Origin of the sequence: Pseudomonas saponiphila (genome assembly GCF_900105185.1) — a bacterium.
Lineage (GTDB): Bacteria > Pseudomonadota > Gammaproteobacteria > Pseudomonadales > Pseudomonadaceae > Aquipseudomonas > Aquipseudomonas saponiphila.
Genome location: NZ_FNTJ01000001.1, coordinates 4,084,030 through 4,098,104, shown reverse-complemented (window position 1 = coordinate 4,098,104; position 14,075 = coordinate 4,084,030). Strand labels below are relative to the sequence as shown.

Annotated in this window: 17 protein-coding genes and 2 pseudogenes; 8 read left to right on the top strand and 11 right to left on the bottom strand. The window is 63.1% G+C overall.

Annotated features, from left to right (window positions below; translation table 11 throughout):
• Positions 1-105: 105 nt before the first annotated feature.
• The 7 genes from BLV47_RS19025 to BLV47_RS18995 all read right to left on the bottom strand — a co-directional run bounded on the left by BLV47_RS19025 (position 106) and on the right by BLV47_RS18995 (position 5,524).
• Positions 106-870 (bottom strand): ABC transporter ATP-binding protein, encoded by a 765-nt coding sequence (locus BLV47_RS19025; protein ID WP_092316120.1) that lies wholly within the window; start codon positions 868-870, stop codon positions 106-108.
• Between the two features lie 18 nt (positions 871-888).
• Positions 889-2,001, bottom strand: a complete 1,113-nt coding sequence (locus BLV47_RS19020) for a succinylglutamate desuccinylase/aspartoacylase family protein (protein ID WP_092316118.1) — start codon at positions 1,999-2,001, stop codon at positions 889-891.
• A 9-nt stretch (positions 2,002-2,010) separates the two neighbouring features.
• Complete coding sequence (locus BLV47_RS19015) at positions 2,011-2,709, bottom strand: ABC transporter permease (protein ID WP_092316116.1); 699 nt, start codon at positions 2,707-2,709, stop codon at positions 2,011-2,013.
• 12 nt (positions 2,710-2,721) lie between these two features.
• A complete protein-coding gene (locus tag BLV47_RS19010) occupies positions 2,722-3,411 on the bottom strand; it encodes an ABC transporter permease (protein ID WP_092316114.1) in 690 nt (229 codons plus the stop codon).
• Positions 3,412-3,501: 90 nt separating this feature from the next.
• A complete protein-coding gene (locus BLV47_RS19005) occupies positions 3,502-4,278 on the bottom strand; it encodes an ABC transporter substrate-binding protein (RefSeq protein WP_092316112.1) in 777 nt (258 codons plus the stop codon).
• Between the two features lie 347 nt (positions 4,279-4,625).
• Positions 4,626-4,982 (bottom strand): DUF6572 domain-containing protein, encoded by a 357-nt coding sequence (locus BLV47_RS19000; protein ID WP_092316110.1) that lies wholly within the window; start codon positions 4,980-4,982, stop codon positions 4,626-4,628.
• Positions 4,983-5,020: 38 nt separating this feature from the next.
• The gene (locus tag BLV47_RS18995) at positions 5,021-5,524 is read right to left on the bottom strand and encodes an SPOR domain-containing protein (protein WP_092316108.1); all 504 of its coding nucleotides are present in this window, start codon (positions 5,522-5,524) and stop codon (positions 5,021-5,023) included.
• A 292-nt stretch (positions 5,525-5,816) separates the two neighbouring features.
• Here BLV47_RS18995 and BLV47_RS18990 point away from each other — a divergent pair, with 292 nt between their 5' ends.
• Positions 5,817-6,686, top strand: a complete 870-nt coding sequence (locus BLV47_RS18990; protein WP_092316106.1) for an AraC family transcriptional regulator — start codon at positions 5,817-5,819, stop codon at positions 6,684-6,686.
• Between the two features lie 68 nt (positions 6,687-6,754).
• Complete coding sequence (locus BLV47_RS18985) at positions 6,755-7,009, top strand: Imm32 family immunity protein (RefSeq protein ID WP_092316104.1); 255 nt, start codon at positions 6,755-6,757, stop codon at positions 7,007-7,009.
• 47 nt (positions 7,010-7,056) lie between these two features.
• Here BLV47_RS18985 and BLV47_RS18980 read toward each other — a convergent pair whose 3' ends face one another.
• The gene (locus tag BLV47_RS18980; protein WP_244168910.1) at positions 7,057-7,311 is read right to left on the bottom strand and encodes a DUF6572 domain-containing protein; all 255 of its coding nucleotides are present in this window, start codon (positions 7,309-7,311) and stop codon (positions 7,057-7,059) included.
• A gap of 26 nt (positions 7,312-7,337) precedes the next feature.
• Here BLV47_RS18980 and BLV47_RS35575 point away from each other — a divergent pair, with 26 nt between their 5' ends.
• The 3 genes and pseudogenes from BLV47_RS35575 to BLV47_RS37085 all read left to right on the top strand — a co-directional run bounded on the left by BLV47_RS35575 (position 7,338) and on the right by BLV47_RS37085 (position 9,277).
• A complete protein-coding gene (locus tag BLV47_RS35575; RefSeq protein WP_143038289.1) occupies positions 7,338-7,586 on the top strand; it encodes a hypothetical protein in 249 nt (82 codons plus the stop codon).
• 65 nt (positions 7,587-7,651) lie between these two features.
• Positions 7,652-8,422 (top strand): annotated as a pseudogene (locus BLV47_RS37090) (MCP four helix bundle domain-containing protein); the annotation flags it as partial.
• Complete coding sequence (locus BLV47_RS37085; protein ID WP_425272178.1) at positions 8,414-9,277, top strand: methyl-accepting chemotaxis protein; 864 nt, start codon at positions 8,414-8,416, stop codon at positions 9,275-9,277. The pseudogene BLV47_RS37090 and the gene BLV47_RS37085, both read left to right, overlap by 9 nt.
• 133 nt (positions 9,278-9,410) lie before the next feature.
• Here the strand turns inward: BLV47_RS37085 and BLV47_RS18970 are convergent, their stop codons facing one another.
• The 3 genes from BLV47_RS18970 to BLV47_RS18960 are packed head-to-tail and all read right to left on the bottom strand — an operon-like array spanning position 9,411 to position 10,934.
• Entirely contained in the window at positions 9,411-9,842 is a 432-nt protein-coding gene (locus BLV47_RS18970; protein ID WP_092316100.1) for a carboxymuconolactone decarboxylase family protein, read from the bottom strand.
• A 28-nt stretch (positions 9,843-9,870) separates the two neighbouring features.
• Positions 9,871-10,491 carry an FMN-dependent NADH-azoreductase gene (locus BLV47_RS18965; protein ID WP_092316098.1) on the bottom strand — a complete coding sequence of 207 codons (621 nt, stop codon included), beginning with the start codon at positions 10,489-10,491 and terminating at the stop codon, positions 9,871-9,873.
• Positions 10,488-10,934, bottom strand: coding sequence for a GNAT family N-acetyltransferase (locus BLV47_RS18960; protein ID WP_092316096.1), 447 nt, complete (start codon positions 10,932-10,934; stop codon positions 10,488-10,490). Before BLV47_RS18960 ends, BLV47_RS18965 begins: the two co-directional genes overlap by 4 nt.
• A gap of 87 nt (positions 10,935-11,021) precedes the next feature.
• Between BLV47_RS18960 and BLV47_RS18955 the strand changes: the two are divergent.
• The 3 genes and pseudogenes from BLV47_RS18955 to istB all read left to right on the top strand — a co-directional run.
• Positions 11,022-11,465 (top strand): annotated as a pseudogene (locus BLV47_RS18955) (GntR family transcriptional regulator); the annotation flags it as partial.
• A 220-nt stretch (positions 11,466-11,685) separates the two neighbouring features.
• On the top strand, positions 11,686-13,371 hold the full coding sequence (gene istA, locus BLV47_RS18950; protein ID WP_062838241.1) for an IS21 family transposase: 1,686 nt from the start codon (positions 11,686-11,688) through the stop codon (positions 13,369-13,371).
• The gene (gene istB / locus BLV47_RS18945) at positions 13,259-14,008 is read left to right on the top strand and encodes an IS21-like element IS1474 family helper ATPase IstB (RefSeq protein ID WP_062838242.1); all 750 of its coding nucleotides are present in this window, start codon (positions 13,259-13,261) and stop codon (positions 14,006-14,008) included. Before istA ends, istB begins: the two co-directional genes overlap by 113 nt.
• The last annotated feature ends 67 nt before the right edge of the window (positions 14,009-14,075 follow it).

Below are 14,075 nucleotides of genomic sequence, written 5' to 3'. Positions count from 1 at the left end.
TGGTTGAAGGGGGAGGAGGGCGCTGCCTGACGCCCTGGCGAGATGGCCCGGAGTGTATCCGAAGCCGGTCGCGCCAGGGCCGCGCCAAGCGCTGGAGTGGCGACTTTACTTCAAACTCCCGGCGAGGAACTGTTGCAGGCGCTCGGACTGCGGGTTGGCCAGCACTTCACGGGGCGCGCCGCGTTCTTCCACCAGGCCCTGGTGGAGGAACACCAGTTGGTTGGACACCTCCCGGGCAAAGCCCATTTCGTGGGTCACCACCACCATGGTGCGGCCTTCCTGCGCCAGGTCCTGCATGACTTTCAGCACCTCGCCCACCAGCTCGGGGTCGAGCGCCGAGGTCGGTTCGTCAAACAGCATCACCTGCGGTTCCATCGCCAGGGCGCGGGCAATCGCCACCCGTTGCTGCTCGCCACCGGACATGTGCCCCGGCCAGGCATGCCGGCGCTGCGCCACGCCGACTTTCTCCAGGTAGTGCTCGGCGCGCTGCCGTGCCTCCTGCCTGCTCAGGCCCAGTACCTGCACCGGGGCTTCCATCACGTTGTCCAGGGCACTCATGTGGGACCAGAGGTTGAAGTGTTGAAACACCATCGACAGCTGCGAACGCATGCGTTGCAGCTGCTTGGGCTCGGCCGCCTGCAACCCGCCGTGCTTGCCGGCCACCAGCTTGAGGGGGTCGCCATTGAGCAGGATGGTGCCGGCATTGGGTTGCTCCAGAAGGTTGATACAGCGCAGGAAGGTGCTCTTGCCCGAGCCGCTGGAGCCGATCAGGCTGATCACGTCGCCGGCCCGGGCCTGCAGGGACACGCCCTTGAGCACCTGATGCGCGCCGTAGCTTTTGTGCAGTTCCTGAACTTCAAGTTTGTACATGCTGTGAACTCTCCGGAATCAGTCGCTGAGCAAGCGACCCTGGCGAATGGGGGTAGCGCCGGCGACTTTGGCCAGCCACAGCCCGGGTTGGGCGAAGCGCAGGCGTTCGCGGGCATAGACAATGCCGTCGGTGCTGGCACGTACCACGCTGTGCCGGTCGGTGAGCGGGTCGATGACCTCGAACAGCGGATCGCCGACCTTCACTTGTGCGCCCACGGGTTGCAGAAAACTCACCACCCCGGGATGGGGCGCATAGGCGTACTGCGCTCCGGCAAAGGGCAGTGCCTGGCACTGGCTGGGCGGCGCCGCGGGCCAGTCGCCGCTGATCAGGCCCTGCTCGGCGAGGTAGCCGAGAATGGCGTGGGCGCTGGCGAGGCAGGGTTCGCGTTCGGTGTCGGCCATGCCGCGCAATTCGATGGTGGTGGCCGCGCAGGCCAGGGGAATATTGGCTTCGGGAAAGCGTTCCGCCAGGTGCAACCAGGTAATTCCACAGGCTTCGTCGAAGGCGCTGCCGCCCGCATCCTCGGCCAGCAGGGCCACCTCGGCGCCGAGGCGGGCGGCCAGTGGTTGCAGGCGCGGCCAGTGTTGCGGCATGGCGTACAGCAACATGACCGACTCGAAATCGCAGTGCAGGTCCAGCACCAGGTCGGCGTCACAGGCGTGCTGCAGCAGCAGGCGGCGCAGGCCGTCGAGTTCCGAGGCGGGGGCCGGCATGGTCGCGAGCACCTCGGCCATGGCGCGGCGGATCAGCGCGACGTTGGCCTCGGCGTCATCGCCCAGTTGTCCTAGCAGCTCTGCTGCAACTGGCTCGAACAGCTCTGGGAAGTCGCGGTTGAAGTTCTTGCCGCTGGAGAACTCGAAGCGCCCCTGATGGGTGGCCTGGAACATCTGGGCGATACCCAGCGGGTTGGCCATGGGGACCAGTTCGATCACCCCGCTCAGACGGCCCTGGCTTTCCAGTTCCAGGAGCCGGCGCTTGAGCTCGACGGCGACGCGCATCCCCGGCAGTTCATCAGCGTGCAATGACGCCTGGATATAGGCCTTGCGTGTGCCGCTGCCAAAGCGAAACAGCGTCAGCGTGCGTTCGGTGCCGGTGGCGCTCCACGGCAACGGGTATTGAATATGCTCCATGGCAGCTCCTCAGTGCTTGCGCGGTGCCAGGTACGCAAGCCAGCGGCGCTCGGCCAGCTTGAACAGACGCACCAGAATGAAAGTCAGGACCAGGTAGATCAGCCCGGCGGTGATGAATGCCTCGAACGGCAGGTAGAAGCGTGAGCTGACCGTGCGCGCCGCCCCGGTGATATCGACCAGGGTGACGATCGAGGCCAGGCTGGTGGTTTGCAGCATCATCAGCACTTCGTTGCTGTATTGCGGCAAGGCCCGGCGCAGGGCCGACGGCAGCAGGATGCGCCGGTACAGGGTCAGGCGTGACATGCCCATGGCCCTGGCGGCCTCGATCTCGCCGGCAGGCGTGGCGCGCAGGCTGCCGGCCAGCAGCTCGGCGCTGTAGGCACTGGTGTTGATGGCAAAAGCCAGGCAGGCGCAAAAGGTCGCGCTGGACAGGTACGGCCAGAGCAGGCTCTGGCGCACGGCCTCGAACTGCGCCAGGCCGTAGTAGATCAGGAACAGTTGCACCAGCATCGGCGTGCCGCGAATCACATAGGTGTAGAGCCAGGCCGGAGCGTTGAGCAGCGCTGAGCGCGATACCCGCATCAGCGCCAGGGGCAGTGCCAGGAGCAAGCCCAGGGCCAGGGAAATCAGCAGCACCTTGAGGGTCACCAGGGCGCCATTGAGGTACAGCGGCAGGTTGTCCCAGATCAGTTGATAGTCGAGCATCATCGTCGGTTCCTCTCACAGTTCGGCGGCTTTGAGGCCGACCGAGTAGTGTTTTTCCAGGCAGCGCAACAGCACCAGGGACAGGCTGGTGAGCAGCAGGTACAGCGCCGCCACGGCGATGAAAAAAGTAAAGGGCTGGTGGGTGGCGTCCGCGGCGTTCTTGGCCTTGAACATCATGTCCTGCAGGCCGATCACCGAGATCAGCGCGGTGGACTTGGTCAGCACCAGCCAATTGTTGGTGAAGCCGGGAATGGCGAAACGCACCATCTGCGGCACCAGGATTCGCCAGAACACCTTGCCTGCGCTCATGCCGTAAGCCAGGCCGGCCTCGGCCTGCCCCTTGGGGATGGCCATGAAGGCGCCGCGAAAGGTTTCCGAGAGGTAGGCGCCAAAGATGAAGCCCATGGTGCAGACCCCGGCGACAAAGGGGTTGATGTCGATGTAGCGGCTGTAGCCCAGTGCCAGGGCGATGCGGTTTACCAGGTCCTGGCCGCCGTAGAAGATCAGCAGGATCAGTACCAGGTCGGGAATGCCGCGAATCAGGGTGGTGTAGCTTTCCCCGAGCAACGCCAGCCCTTTGAGCGAAGACAAGCGCAGGGCCGCGCCGATCAGCCCCAGGACAATCGCCAGGGACATGGACGTCAGGGCCAGGTTGATGGTCAGCCAGGCGCCATCGAGAATGCTCGATCCGTAGCCGTGGAGCATGATGAAGTTCCTCAAGCGAGCGCCGCAAGGCGCGCAACACAAGCCCCCGGCGACGCCTGTGGGCGGCCGGCGCCGGGGTTCAGGAAAGGCTTACTCGCCGTAGATATCGAACGCGAAGTAGCGGGCCATCACTTGCTGGTACTTGCCGTTGGCGCGGATCGCGTCGAGTGCCGCATTCAGGCGCGTCAGGTTGGCGCTGTCGCCTTTGCGCACGGCGATCCCGGCGCCCCGGCCGAAGTATTTCGGGTCGTTGATATCAGGTCCGGTCAGGGCGAAACCCTGGCCCGCAGCGGTCTTGATAAAGCTCTCGTTGGTGTTGACGATATCGGCCAGGGTGGCGTCCAGGCGGCCCGCGGCCAGATCGAGGAAGGCTTCGTTCTGCGAGCCATAGCGCACCACCATGACGCCGGCCGGCTCCAGTTGCTCGGTGGCAAAACGATCGTAGGTCGAGGAGCGTTGCACGCCGAGTTTCTTGCCCTTGAGGTCCAGCAGCGGGTCATGGATCAGGCTGCCGGCCTTCATCGCGAACTTGCCCGGCGTGTGGTAGTACTTTTTGCTGAAATCCACGGATTTCATCCGGTCTTCGGTGATCGACATCGACGACAGCACGGCATCGATCTTGCGCACCTTGAGCGACGGGATCATGCCGTCGAACTCTTGAATGACCCACTCGCACTTGACCTGCATTTCCTCGCACAGCGCGTTGCCGATGTCGTAGTCGAAGCCACTGACCTTGCCCTCCGGGGTCTTGAAGGAAAAGGGCGGGTAGGCGGCTTCGATGCCGATGCGCAGGCTGTCTTCGTCGGCATGGGCGAGGAAGCTGGACGCGCACAGCAGCAGAGCACCTAGAAGTTCTGTCTTGTTCATTTTGTTGACTCCTGGGAGGGCATTGGGAATACGGGTGCCCGCCATCCGGGTTGGCGCGCTGGATCTGTCCCGTGATCGGCGGAGCTATAAATGACACAATAAAAATCAATGTGCAATCATATTGAAAAAAATCATATCAGATGATGGTGTGGAAAATCGCCCCCATGCCGCTCCGTAGCCGGTAGCCAGGGCTGTTGCGGTCAAGTCGCCGGGCACAAGTGACCCGCGGGCAGGAGTTCGACTCGCCCGAGGCGCATGTGCATTTCATTGTGCTGAACCGGGCGCTGATCCTGCCGGCATAGGGGATTCCTGCGCGCTGCTCGATCGCCAGTCGCGCAGGTGGCGGGCTACATGTTGCGAATTCTCTCGATCACTTTCAGCTCGAACTCGAAGCCAATGCCCACGTCATTCAGGGTTTCGGTCACGCGGGCCATGAAGTACTCGGCCTGCTCGGGAAGTTCATACAAACCCACCACCCGGATGATCGGGTACTTGCCGTAGGCGCCGGGAATCTCGGTGTAGATCTCGCCACTTTCGATAAAGGCGATGTAGGCGTTGATCTTCTCCTGCAGCATGAGCAGGTGTTCGCCCTGGGCCGCCTTGTCGCCCCATTCCAGGTGGTCGGTCATGACCAGCAGCAGGTTGTTGGGCTCTTCCTTGGAGCGAACCCAGAAATCGATGACTTTGGGATTGGTGATGGACATGTCTGATCCTTCAGGAGGTCGGCTTGCAAGCGTTTCATTTACCGGGTCACTGAGCGCCATGTCACCAGTCCATCCAGGCCATGCTCGGACTTCAGGTAGTTGAGGGTGTTTTGTGCCTCGGCCTTTTCTTCGAACGGGCCGGCAAAGAGGTGGGGCGGCTCATCGAGAACGCTGGGTATGTCGATTCGTCCCATCTGTTCGGCCATGCGTGCAAATTCTTCATCGGTTTGAGCGCTAATGCGTGCGACCCAACCGCTGCGATCTCTCAAGGCGATAGGCTCCACGTCGGCTGCGCAGTACTTGCATCGTGAGGCGTTGGCCTGGATGTCCTGGCCGCAGGCAGGACAAGGGCGCAGATCTTCATGCACCAGCGCGTCAACCCCGGTCTTTGCCAGCCGCGGCATCAATAGCACGGCAATCAGGGCCATGCAGGGAAAGAACAGCCCGATTGCAAACCATCTTGGCCCCGAGCGCCCGCGGGTACTTGCAGCGTAAGCGGTCATCGCCGTGAGAATGAGCCAGAGGGGGAGCGAGACGCCCATTGCAATTCCTTGTGTCGAGGTGTGAGTAATGCTCCCGCTGAACGGGGGGTGCAAAATATCCGTTCTTTGGCGGCGACGCCATAGACCATCATGGGTGCTCCTGCTTGAAGAGTCACAAGCTCAAAGACGCCATTGGTTTCGCAGACACCCCTCACGGTGCAGGGTGACTCAAGGCTTTTTTCCGGACGGCGGCCACGAACCACCCGGGTGTACCTTGAGCAAGAGCGGCTAGGCGCGCGCCTGCCGGGATAGCCGATCCTTTGCCTACCGTATTTCCCGGAGCCTTTGCCCAGTGCCTGACTTGCCGATCAACGCCGCCTATGCGAAACGCTTCAACGCGGTACTCGCCTACATCGATGAAAACCTTGAAGGCGATCTGTCGGTGAGGACCTTGAGCCGGATGGCGAACTTCTCGGAGTTTCACTTCCATCGGCAATTCAGCGCATTCGTGGGCGTGCCGGTTGCACGTTATGTGCAATTGATGCGCTTGCGCGGTGCGGCCCATCGCCTGCTGTACCTGGCGGACTACTCGGTGCTGGAAGCCGCGCTTGGCGCCGGTTTCGAAAGCCCCGAGGCCTTTTCCAGGGCGTTCAGGCGGGCGTTCGGCATGAGCCCGAGTGCGTTCAGGAAGCAGCCGAACTGGCAGGTCTGGAATGCGGTATTTGCTATCCCTCATTTTTCCAGGAGCATCATCATGCAGGTACGAATCGTGAACTTTGCCGACACCCGGGTTGCAGCGCTGGAGCACTGCGGGCCTGCCGGGCTGGTCAATGAAAGCGTGCGCAGGTTTATCGATTGGCGGATGCAGAGCGGGCAGTCGCCGGTGGCGTCGAGTCGCAGTTTTGGCATTCCCTTCAACAACCCCGATACCACGGCGCCGCAGGAATTTCGCTTTGCCATCTGCGGCGAGATTCATGAGGCGGTGGCCGCCAATGAGGCGGGCATTCGCGAGATGCAGATTGCCGGTGGCCGCTATGCGGTGGTGCGGCATGTGGGCTCGCCGGATCATATAGGTGAAAGCATCTACCCGATCTACCGCGATTGGCTGCCGGGCAGTGGCGAGGAACTGCGGGATCAGCCGCTGTTCTTTGAATACCTGAGTATTTATCCGCAGACGCCGCAGGAGCAGTGGCTGACGGATATTTATGTGCCCTTGCAGTAGCGTGGGTGGGTCAAACCTTGCACATGACCTCGATTTGCACATCACCTACGGTTGCAGGAGCTCGACCTTTGGAAAAGTTGAAACACTTTAGCGTTCAGGGAACCGCGGTGGGCAGTGATCAGAGCATCCAGCTGGATGAGATCTCGATTCTCGCCGAGCCGGAAACGCTCAGGGCGCTGGGTGTTTTCTTGATCAATGCAGCAAGCGAAATGGCGCTCAATGGACGGGAGCATGTGCATCTGCAAGAGGTGATCGAGGACTTTTCCCATGAGCAGCATGTGGATTTCATTGCGCTTAATCGAGCGCTGATTCTGCCTGCATGAGGTATTGCTGCGCGCTGCTCAACCGGGGGCAGCGCGCAGGTGGCGGGCTACAGGCTGGGAGCCTCTTCGTTCACGTTCAGCTCGAAATCGAAGCCAATGCCGCGCTCGTTGAGAATCTCGGCAATGCGTTTGAAAAACCAATCGACTTGCTCTGGCAACGCGTGCAAACCCAGTACCCGGATAATCAGGTGCTTGCCGCAGGCATCGGGAATTTCGCTGTAGATCTCCTCTCTTTCGATAAAGGCGATGCAGGTGTTGATCTTCTCCTGCAGCAGATGATTGCAGGGCGCGAGCGAAGACACTGAGCGATACGCCAGCCTTCAGCAACTTGAAACACAACAAAAATTTCACCTCGGCGGCATATTTTTATGACATCTCCGAATTTAAGGTGATGACTAAATGCCATTATCTTTTCAGGCTTATTGAGCCTGTGCCTGGCTTGATGCCGTGCTTCAAGCCTCAGGCCAAGAAAAGTCCGGGTGGCAGTGGGGCGGTGTGGATCGAATCGACTGATGCTGTCGCGCCGAGGTGGCTGCAGGTCGATCCACCGGACGTCGGGTTGCTTGCAGCTTTATGACCGGCAGTCGATAGCCTGGGATGACAGCGGCCAAGTACCGAAAACTCTACTCAGAGAGATAAAAAATGAACGTCAGGACAATGAACCTCGCTCCAAGGTCTGCCACCTTTTTCTCACTGATTGTCCTGGTGGTTTTTGCCCTGGGTATTGTTGCCGTGCTGCAAATGGGCAAGCTGCGAGACTCCGAGCAGGATGTCGAAACCAACTGGATGGCCAGCATCCGCGAGATCGGCAAGATGAAGGCCGGTATCTTGCGCCTGCGTCTGGAAAGCATCCGCATCACCGTGACCACCGACGAACAACAGCGCCAGACCCGCATCGCCTCCTTGAGCGACTATCGAAGCACCCTGCAGAACACCATCAGCCAGTACGAGCCCCTGATCAGCGGGCCGGCGGAGCGTGCGCTGTACCAGGCGGTGGCGACCGATGTGCAGGCCTATTTCAAGCTGGTGGACGAGCTGGTGCCGCTGTTGCGCAGCGGTGACAACGCCGCGGCCATCACCTTGATCAACACCCGCATCAGCCCCATGACCAACGCCATGCAAGACAAGATGGACAAGCTCTCGGACTTCAATGACGAGGGTGCCAGGCAGGCGGGTATCACCGCCTCGTCGGTGTACAGCAGCGGCCTGACCCTGGTGCTGGTGTTGATGGGGGTGACGGTGGTGCTCACCGTGGTGCTGGCCACCGTACTGACCCGCAGCATCACCGCGCCCATCGGCGACGCCCTGGCGGTGGCCGAGCGCATCGCCGGCAGCGACCTGTCCCGGGAGATCGCGGTCAGTGGCCGCGATGAAGCCGGCCGCCTGCTGGCCGCCCTGGCGAAGATGCAGAGCAACCTGCGGGAAACCATCGCCCACATCGCCGACTCCTCCACCCAGCTGGCTTCGGCCTCGGAAGAAATGACCGCGGTGACCGAAGACGCCAGCCGTGCCCTGGTGCGCCAGAACGACGAAGTCAGCCAGGCGGCCACCGCCGTGACCGAAATGAGCGCCGCGGTGGACGAGGTGGCCCGCAACGCCGAAGCGGCTGCACAGTCGTCCCGCGAGTCGATGGAGTTCACCCGTTCCGGCATCGACAATGTGGCCCAGACCCTGAACGCCATCGAAGGCCTGGCCGGCAACGTGGCCAGCACCGGTGAGCAGGTCAAGGCGCTGTCAGGCCGGGCCCAGGACATCAGCAAAGTGGTGGAAGTGATTCGCGCGATTGCCGAGCAGACCAACCTGCTGGCCCTCAACGCCGCCATCGAAGCCGCCCGTGCCGGCGAGCAGGGCCGGGGCTTTGCGGTGGTGGCCGATGAAGTGCGGGCCCTGGCCCACCGCACCCAGCAGTCGACCCGGGAAATCGAACAGATGATCAGCGCGATCCAGGCCGATTCGACCCAGGCGGTGAGTGCCATGAACGTCAGCGCGGAGATGGCCAGCAGCTCGATTTCGGTGGCGCAGAACGCCGATGTGTCGCTCAAGCAGATTGCCCAGGCCATCACCCAGATCAACGAACGCAACCTGCTGATTGCCACCGCCTCGGAAGAGCAGGCCCAGGTGGCGCGCGAGGCGGACCAGAACCTGACCAGTATTCGTGAACTGTCGATCCAGAGTTCGGCGGGGGCCAGCCAGACGGCCAGCGCCTGCGGGGAGATGGCCAATCTGGCGATCGAGCTGAATCGGTTGGTGGCGCGGTTCAAGGTTTGAGCGCGGTTTTGTTGCCCGACGGTGCGTAGGAGCTGGCTTGCCAGCGAAGCTCGCCAACGATGCCGAGCTGCCTCCTACGCACTGCCTGCACAAGGCCAAAGCAAAGCCAACACTGTCGACAGTGACCTCGCTCTCAGAGCTTCATGCCCACCGCCAGCCGGTTAAAGGCATTCATCAAGGACACGGCCAAGGTCAGGTCGGAAATCTCGACATCGCTAAAGTGCGCTTTCAGTGGTTCGTAGAGCTCGTCCGGCGCGCCCTTGTCGTGGACGTAGGTGAGGGTTTCGGTCCAGGCCAGGGCCGCGCGCTCGCGTTCGCTGAACAGTTCGCTGACGCGCCAGCCGGCGAGGCAATCCAGCTTGTTTTGGGCGACTCCAGATTCACGCAGGGTCTGCGAGTGTTTGCCCAGGCAGAACGAGCAGCCGTTGATCTGCGACACGCGCAAAAACACCAGCTCCACCAGGGGCAAGCCCAGGGGGCTGGCGACCAGGGCGCTGTTGGTGGCGAGCAGGCCTTGATAGGCGGCCGGCGACAAAGTGGCAAAGGGCAGTCTGAGTTGGCTCATGGTGAAACTCCGATAGGGAAAAAAGTGATCAGGCACAAACAAGAGGGGTGAACAGTGGCTGCAAGGACAGTGCGCTGCGGGCCTCGTCGAGGGTTGCGCGCAGCGCTTCGTCACCGAACACCAGGCCCTGCAGATACGTGAACTGCAGGTCGAACAGGCCGAGGGTGTTCAGCACCTGGCGCAGGTAAGGCGTGAGAAAGTCCGGTTGGCGTGCCCGCGGGCCCTGGTGAAAGCCGCCGGAACTGACCAGCACCTGCACCGGACGGTCTTTCAGCAGGCCGACCTTGCCCTCCGGGCCGGAGCTGAAGGTGCGGTGAATGCGCAGCACGTAGTCGATCCACAGCTTGAGCGCGGCCGGCAGGGTGAAGTTGTGCATGGGCGTGGCAATCAGCAGGGCATCGCAGCGCTCCAGCTCACGGATCAGCCCTTCGGACACCTCGAACAGCGGCGCATCGAAGGGCGTTGGGGTGGTCAGGGCGTGGGCGTAGTCCATGCCCAGTGGCGGCAACGGATTGGCCCCCAGATCGCGCTCGACCAGCTCCAGCTGCGGATGGCGTTGGCGCAGGGCGCTCACCAGCTCCAGTGCCAACTGGTTGCCATGGGAAACCTGCCCACGGGGGCTGGCGTTGATCAGCAGCAGATTGTTCATGCCGGCTCCCCACCCTGAAGTCGCTGAGTGAAATGCATGCCCCGGGCCAGCAGCCCCTGGCGGAAATAGAAGCGCTGGGCCAGGGGCATATGCAGGCCGGTATCCAGCACCAGGTGCTCGCATTGACGCTGCACGGCCTCATCCCGCACCGCGCTCAACAGCCGCGCACCCAAGCCGCTGCGCTGAAGCTCCGGGCTCACCACCAGGTCATCGACATAGATGAAGCGCCCGTAGAGCAGGTTTTCCAGCTCGCGGTAACCCGCCAGGCCGACGATGCGCTCTGTGTCCCACGCGGCGAGCAAGCGGTAGCCCTGCTCGGTTTGCCGGGCCACTTGGGCGACATAGGCCGCCGGGCTGCCGAGGTGCGGGCGCAAGACCCGCATTAAGTCGAAACTGGCCGCCAGGGCCGCTTCGCTGTCGAGGTGTTGAAGGGTGTAGGGCATGTCCGTCATCCGCTAAAAAGAGATGGCCCACTGTAGAAGGCCGATGGCTTAAGCTACAGGGCCAAAAAATGCATAAATGACTAGGCCATGATGTTTCCTTTCGAAGTGGACCGCAGCCAGACGGCGCCGATCTATCGCCAGCTTTACCAGAGGTTTCGCGAGTCCATCGCCGATGGCCGCCTGCGCCCGGGGGATCGCGTGCCGGCGGTGCGCGCCCTGGCGGCGGAACTCAACCTGGCGCGGGGCACCGTGGAAGCGGCCTACCAGCTGCTGATAGGCGAGGGCTACCTGACTGCTCGCGGCGCCGCCGGGACCATTGTCACCCCGCAACTGGCATCGGTTGGCGCACCCACGCAGCGCCCCCCAGCGGCTCCCGCGACCCACCAAGCGACCCATGCCGGCACCTCGCCCCTGGCCCTGCAAATGGGCCTGCCAGCGCTGGACGCCTTTCCGCGCAAACTCTGGACCCGCCTGGCGGGCCGGCAACTGCGCCAGGCGGGCGTCGAAGGCCTGGTCTACCCGGACGTGCGGATTTCGGAGCACCGTGACCGGCCGTTTCGGTTGATCGTGACCGGTCATTTCGCTAACGCGTGACCGCTCATTTCGGTAGCAACGTGACCGATTTTCCGCCTGTTCCGAAACAGGTGGTCACGGCTTACCGAAATCGCCGGTCACGACTTAGCGAAAGCCTTCCCCTTCGTTGCGCATGACCTGATGCGCCGCCATCCTCGACCGATTTCGGGAGAGGAAGATGGCGGCGCCGCGAGTAGCCATGCGAAACATCAAAGAATGTCTGCGCCTCAAGTTTGAGGCCGGCTTGTCCCACGAGAAGATTGCCCGTGCCTTGCAGCTGTCCAAGGGCGTGGTTAGCAAGTACATCGCGGCGGCGCGGGTGGCCGGGCTGGACTGGCCGGCGCTGGTGGCCATGGACGAGGCCGCGCTGGCGGCCGCCTTGTTTGCACCGACGTCGACGAACAAGCCGCGCGGTGAGCGAGTGCTGCCCGATGTGCTGAGCATCCACCGCGAGTTGCGACGCAAGGGCGTGACCTTGCAGCTGCTGTGGGAGGAATATCTCGCCGCGCATGCGGGCCAGCCGACCTACCGCTACACCCAGTTCGTCGAGCACTACCGGCGCTACGCCCAGACGCTCAAACGTTCGATGCGTCAGCTGCACCGTGCGGGCGAGAAGCTATTCATCGACTATGCCGGGCCGACGCTGCCGGTGGTCGACCCGGCCACCGGCGAAGTGCGCCGGGCGCACATCTTCGTCGCCGCCCTGGGCGCCTCGAATTACACCTATGCCTGCGCGACGCCAGGCGAAACCCAGGTGGACTGGCTGACCTCGCTGGGCCAGGCTCTGACCTACTTTGGCGGCGTGCCGGAAATGGTTGTGCCGGACAATCCGCGCGCCCTGGTCGCCCAGCCGGATCGCTACGAGCCGGGCCTGAACCGGGCCACGCTGGAGTGCGCGCGTCATTACCAGACGGTGATCCTGCCGGCACGGCCACGCAAGCCTCAGGACAAGGCCAAGGCCGAGGTGGCGGTGCAGGTGGTCGAGCGCTGGATCATGGCGCGGCTGCGCCATCGGCAGTTCTTCAGCCTGCATGCGCTTAACCAGGCCATCGCCGAGCTGCTGGAGGATCTGAATCGGCGCCCGTTCAAGCGGCTCGATGGCTGCCGGCGCGACTGGTTCGAGCGCCTGGATCGCCCGGCCTTGCGAGCGCTGCCGGTGCATCCCTACGAGGTCGCCACCTTCAAGCGCTGCAAGGTCAGCATCGACTACCACATCGAGGTCAATGGCAGCTTCTACAGCGTGCCCTCCGCCCTGGCCCGGCAGAACGTGGACGTGCGACTGACGGCACACACCCTGGAAGTGCTGCATGGCAACCGGCGGGTGGCCAGCCACCTGCTGCTGGGGCGACGCGGCGCTTACAGTACCCAGCGCGAGCACATGCCCGCGGCGCACCAGGCGCATCGCGAATGGACGCCACAACGCCTGCTCGACTGGGGCGCGCGGATCGGCCCCTACACGCGCCAACTGATCGATCACCAACTGACCCACAAGCCGCACCCGGAGATGGGCTACCGCGCCTGCCTCGGCCTGCTCTCGCTGGCCCGGCGCTATGGCAATGCACGCCTGGAAGCCGCTGCCGAACGTGCCGTACACCTGCGCGCCTTCACCGGGCGCAGCGTGCGCAACCTGCTCCAGCAAGGCCTGGATCAACAGCCGCTGCCCCAGCGTGCCGCCGAAACGACCTTACCCGGCGACCACGAGAACGTCCGTGGCGCCGACTACTACCAACCCCCGCAACAGGAGCTGTTCGATGATGCCGCAACACACCCTGAATCAACTGCACCAGCTACGCCTGGACGGCATGGCCCGCGCCCTGGAAGAGCAATGGACGCTGCCGGCCAGCCACAGCCTGAGCTTCGATGAACGCCTCGGCCTACTGCTCGACCGCGAACTGGCCTGGCGTGACAACCAGCGCCTGGTACGGCTGCGCAAGAAGGCCAAGCTCAAGTACGCCAACGCCTGCCTGGAAGATCTCGACCGCCGCACCGGACGCGCCCTGGACGAGCGTCTGATCGCCACCCTGGCCAGTGGCGACTGGATCCGCCAGCAGCACAACCTGCTGCTGACCGGCCCGACCGGTGCCGGCAAAACCTGGCTGGCCTGCGCCCTGGGCAACCAGGCCTGCCGCCAGGGCTATAGCACCCTGTACCTGCGCACCCCGCGCCTGCTGGAACAACTGCGCATCGCTCATGGCGACGGCAGCTTCGGCCGTACCCTGCAACAGCTGGCAAAGGTCGACGTCCTGGTGCTGGACGACTGGGCGCTAGCCCCGCTGGAGGAAGGAGCCCGGCATGACCTGCTGGAGGTGATCGACGACCGCGCTGGCAGCCGCTCCACCATCCTGACGAGCCAACTGCCCATCGAGCACTGGCACGGCTGGATCAACGACCCGACCCTGGCCGATGCCATCCTCGACCGCCTGGTGCACAACGCCTACCGACTGACGATGAAAGGCGAGTCGCTGCGCCGAAAAAAAGCCGAGGAACAAGCCGCATCGTGACCGATGCGATTACAATCCAGAACCCGCGCAACCGGGGTGGAAGCACCGGTCACGTATTAGCGAAACG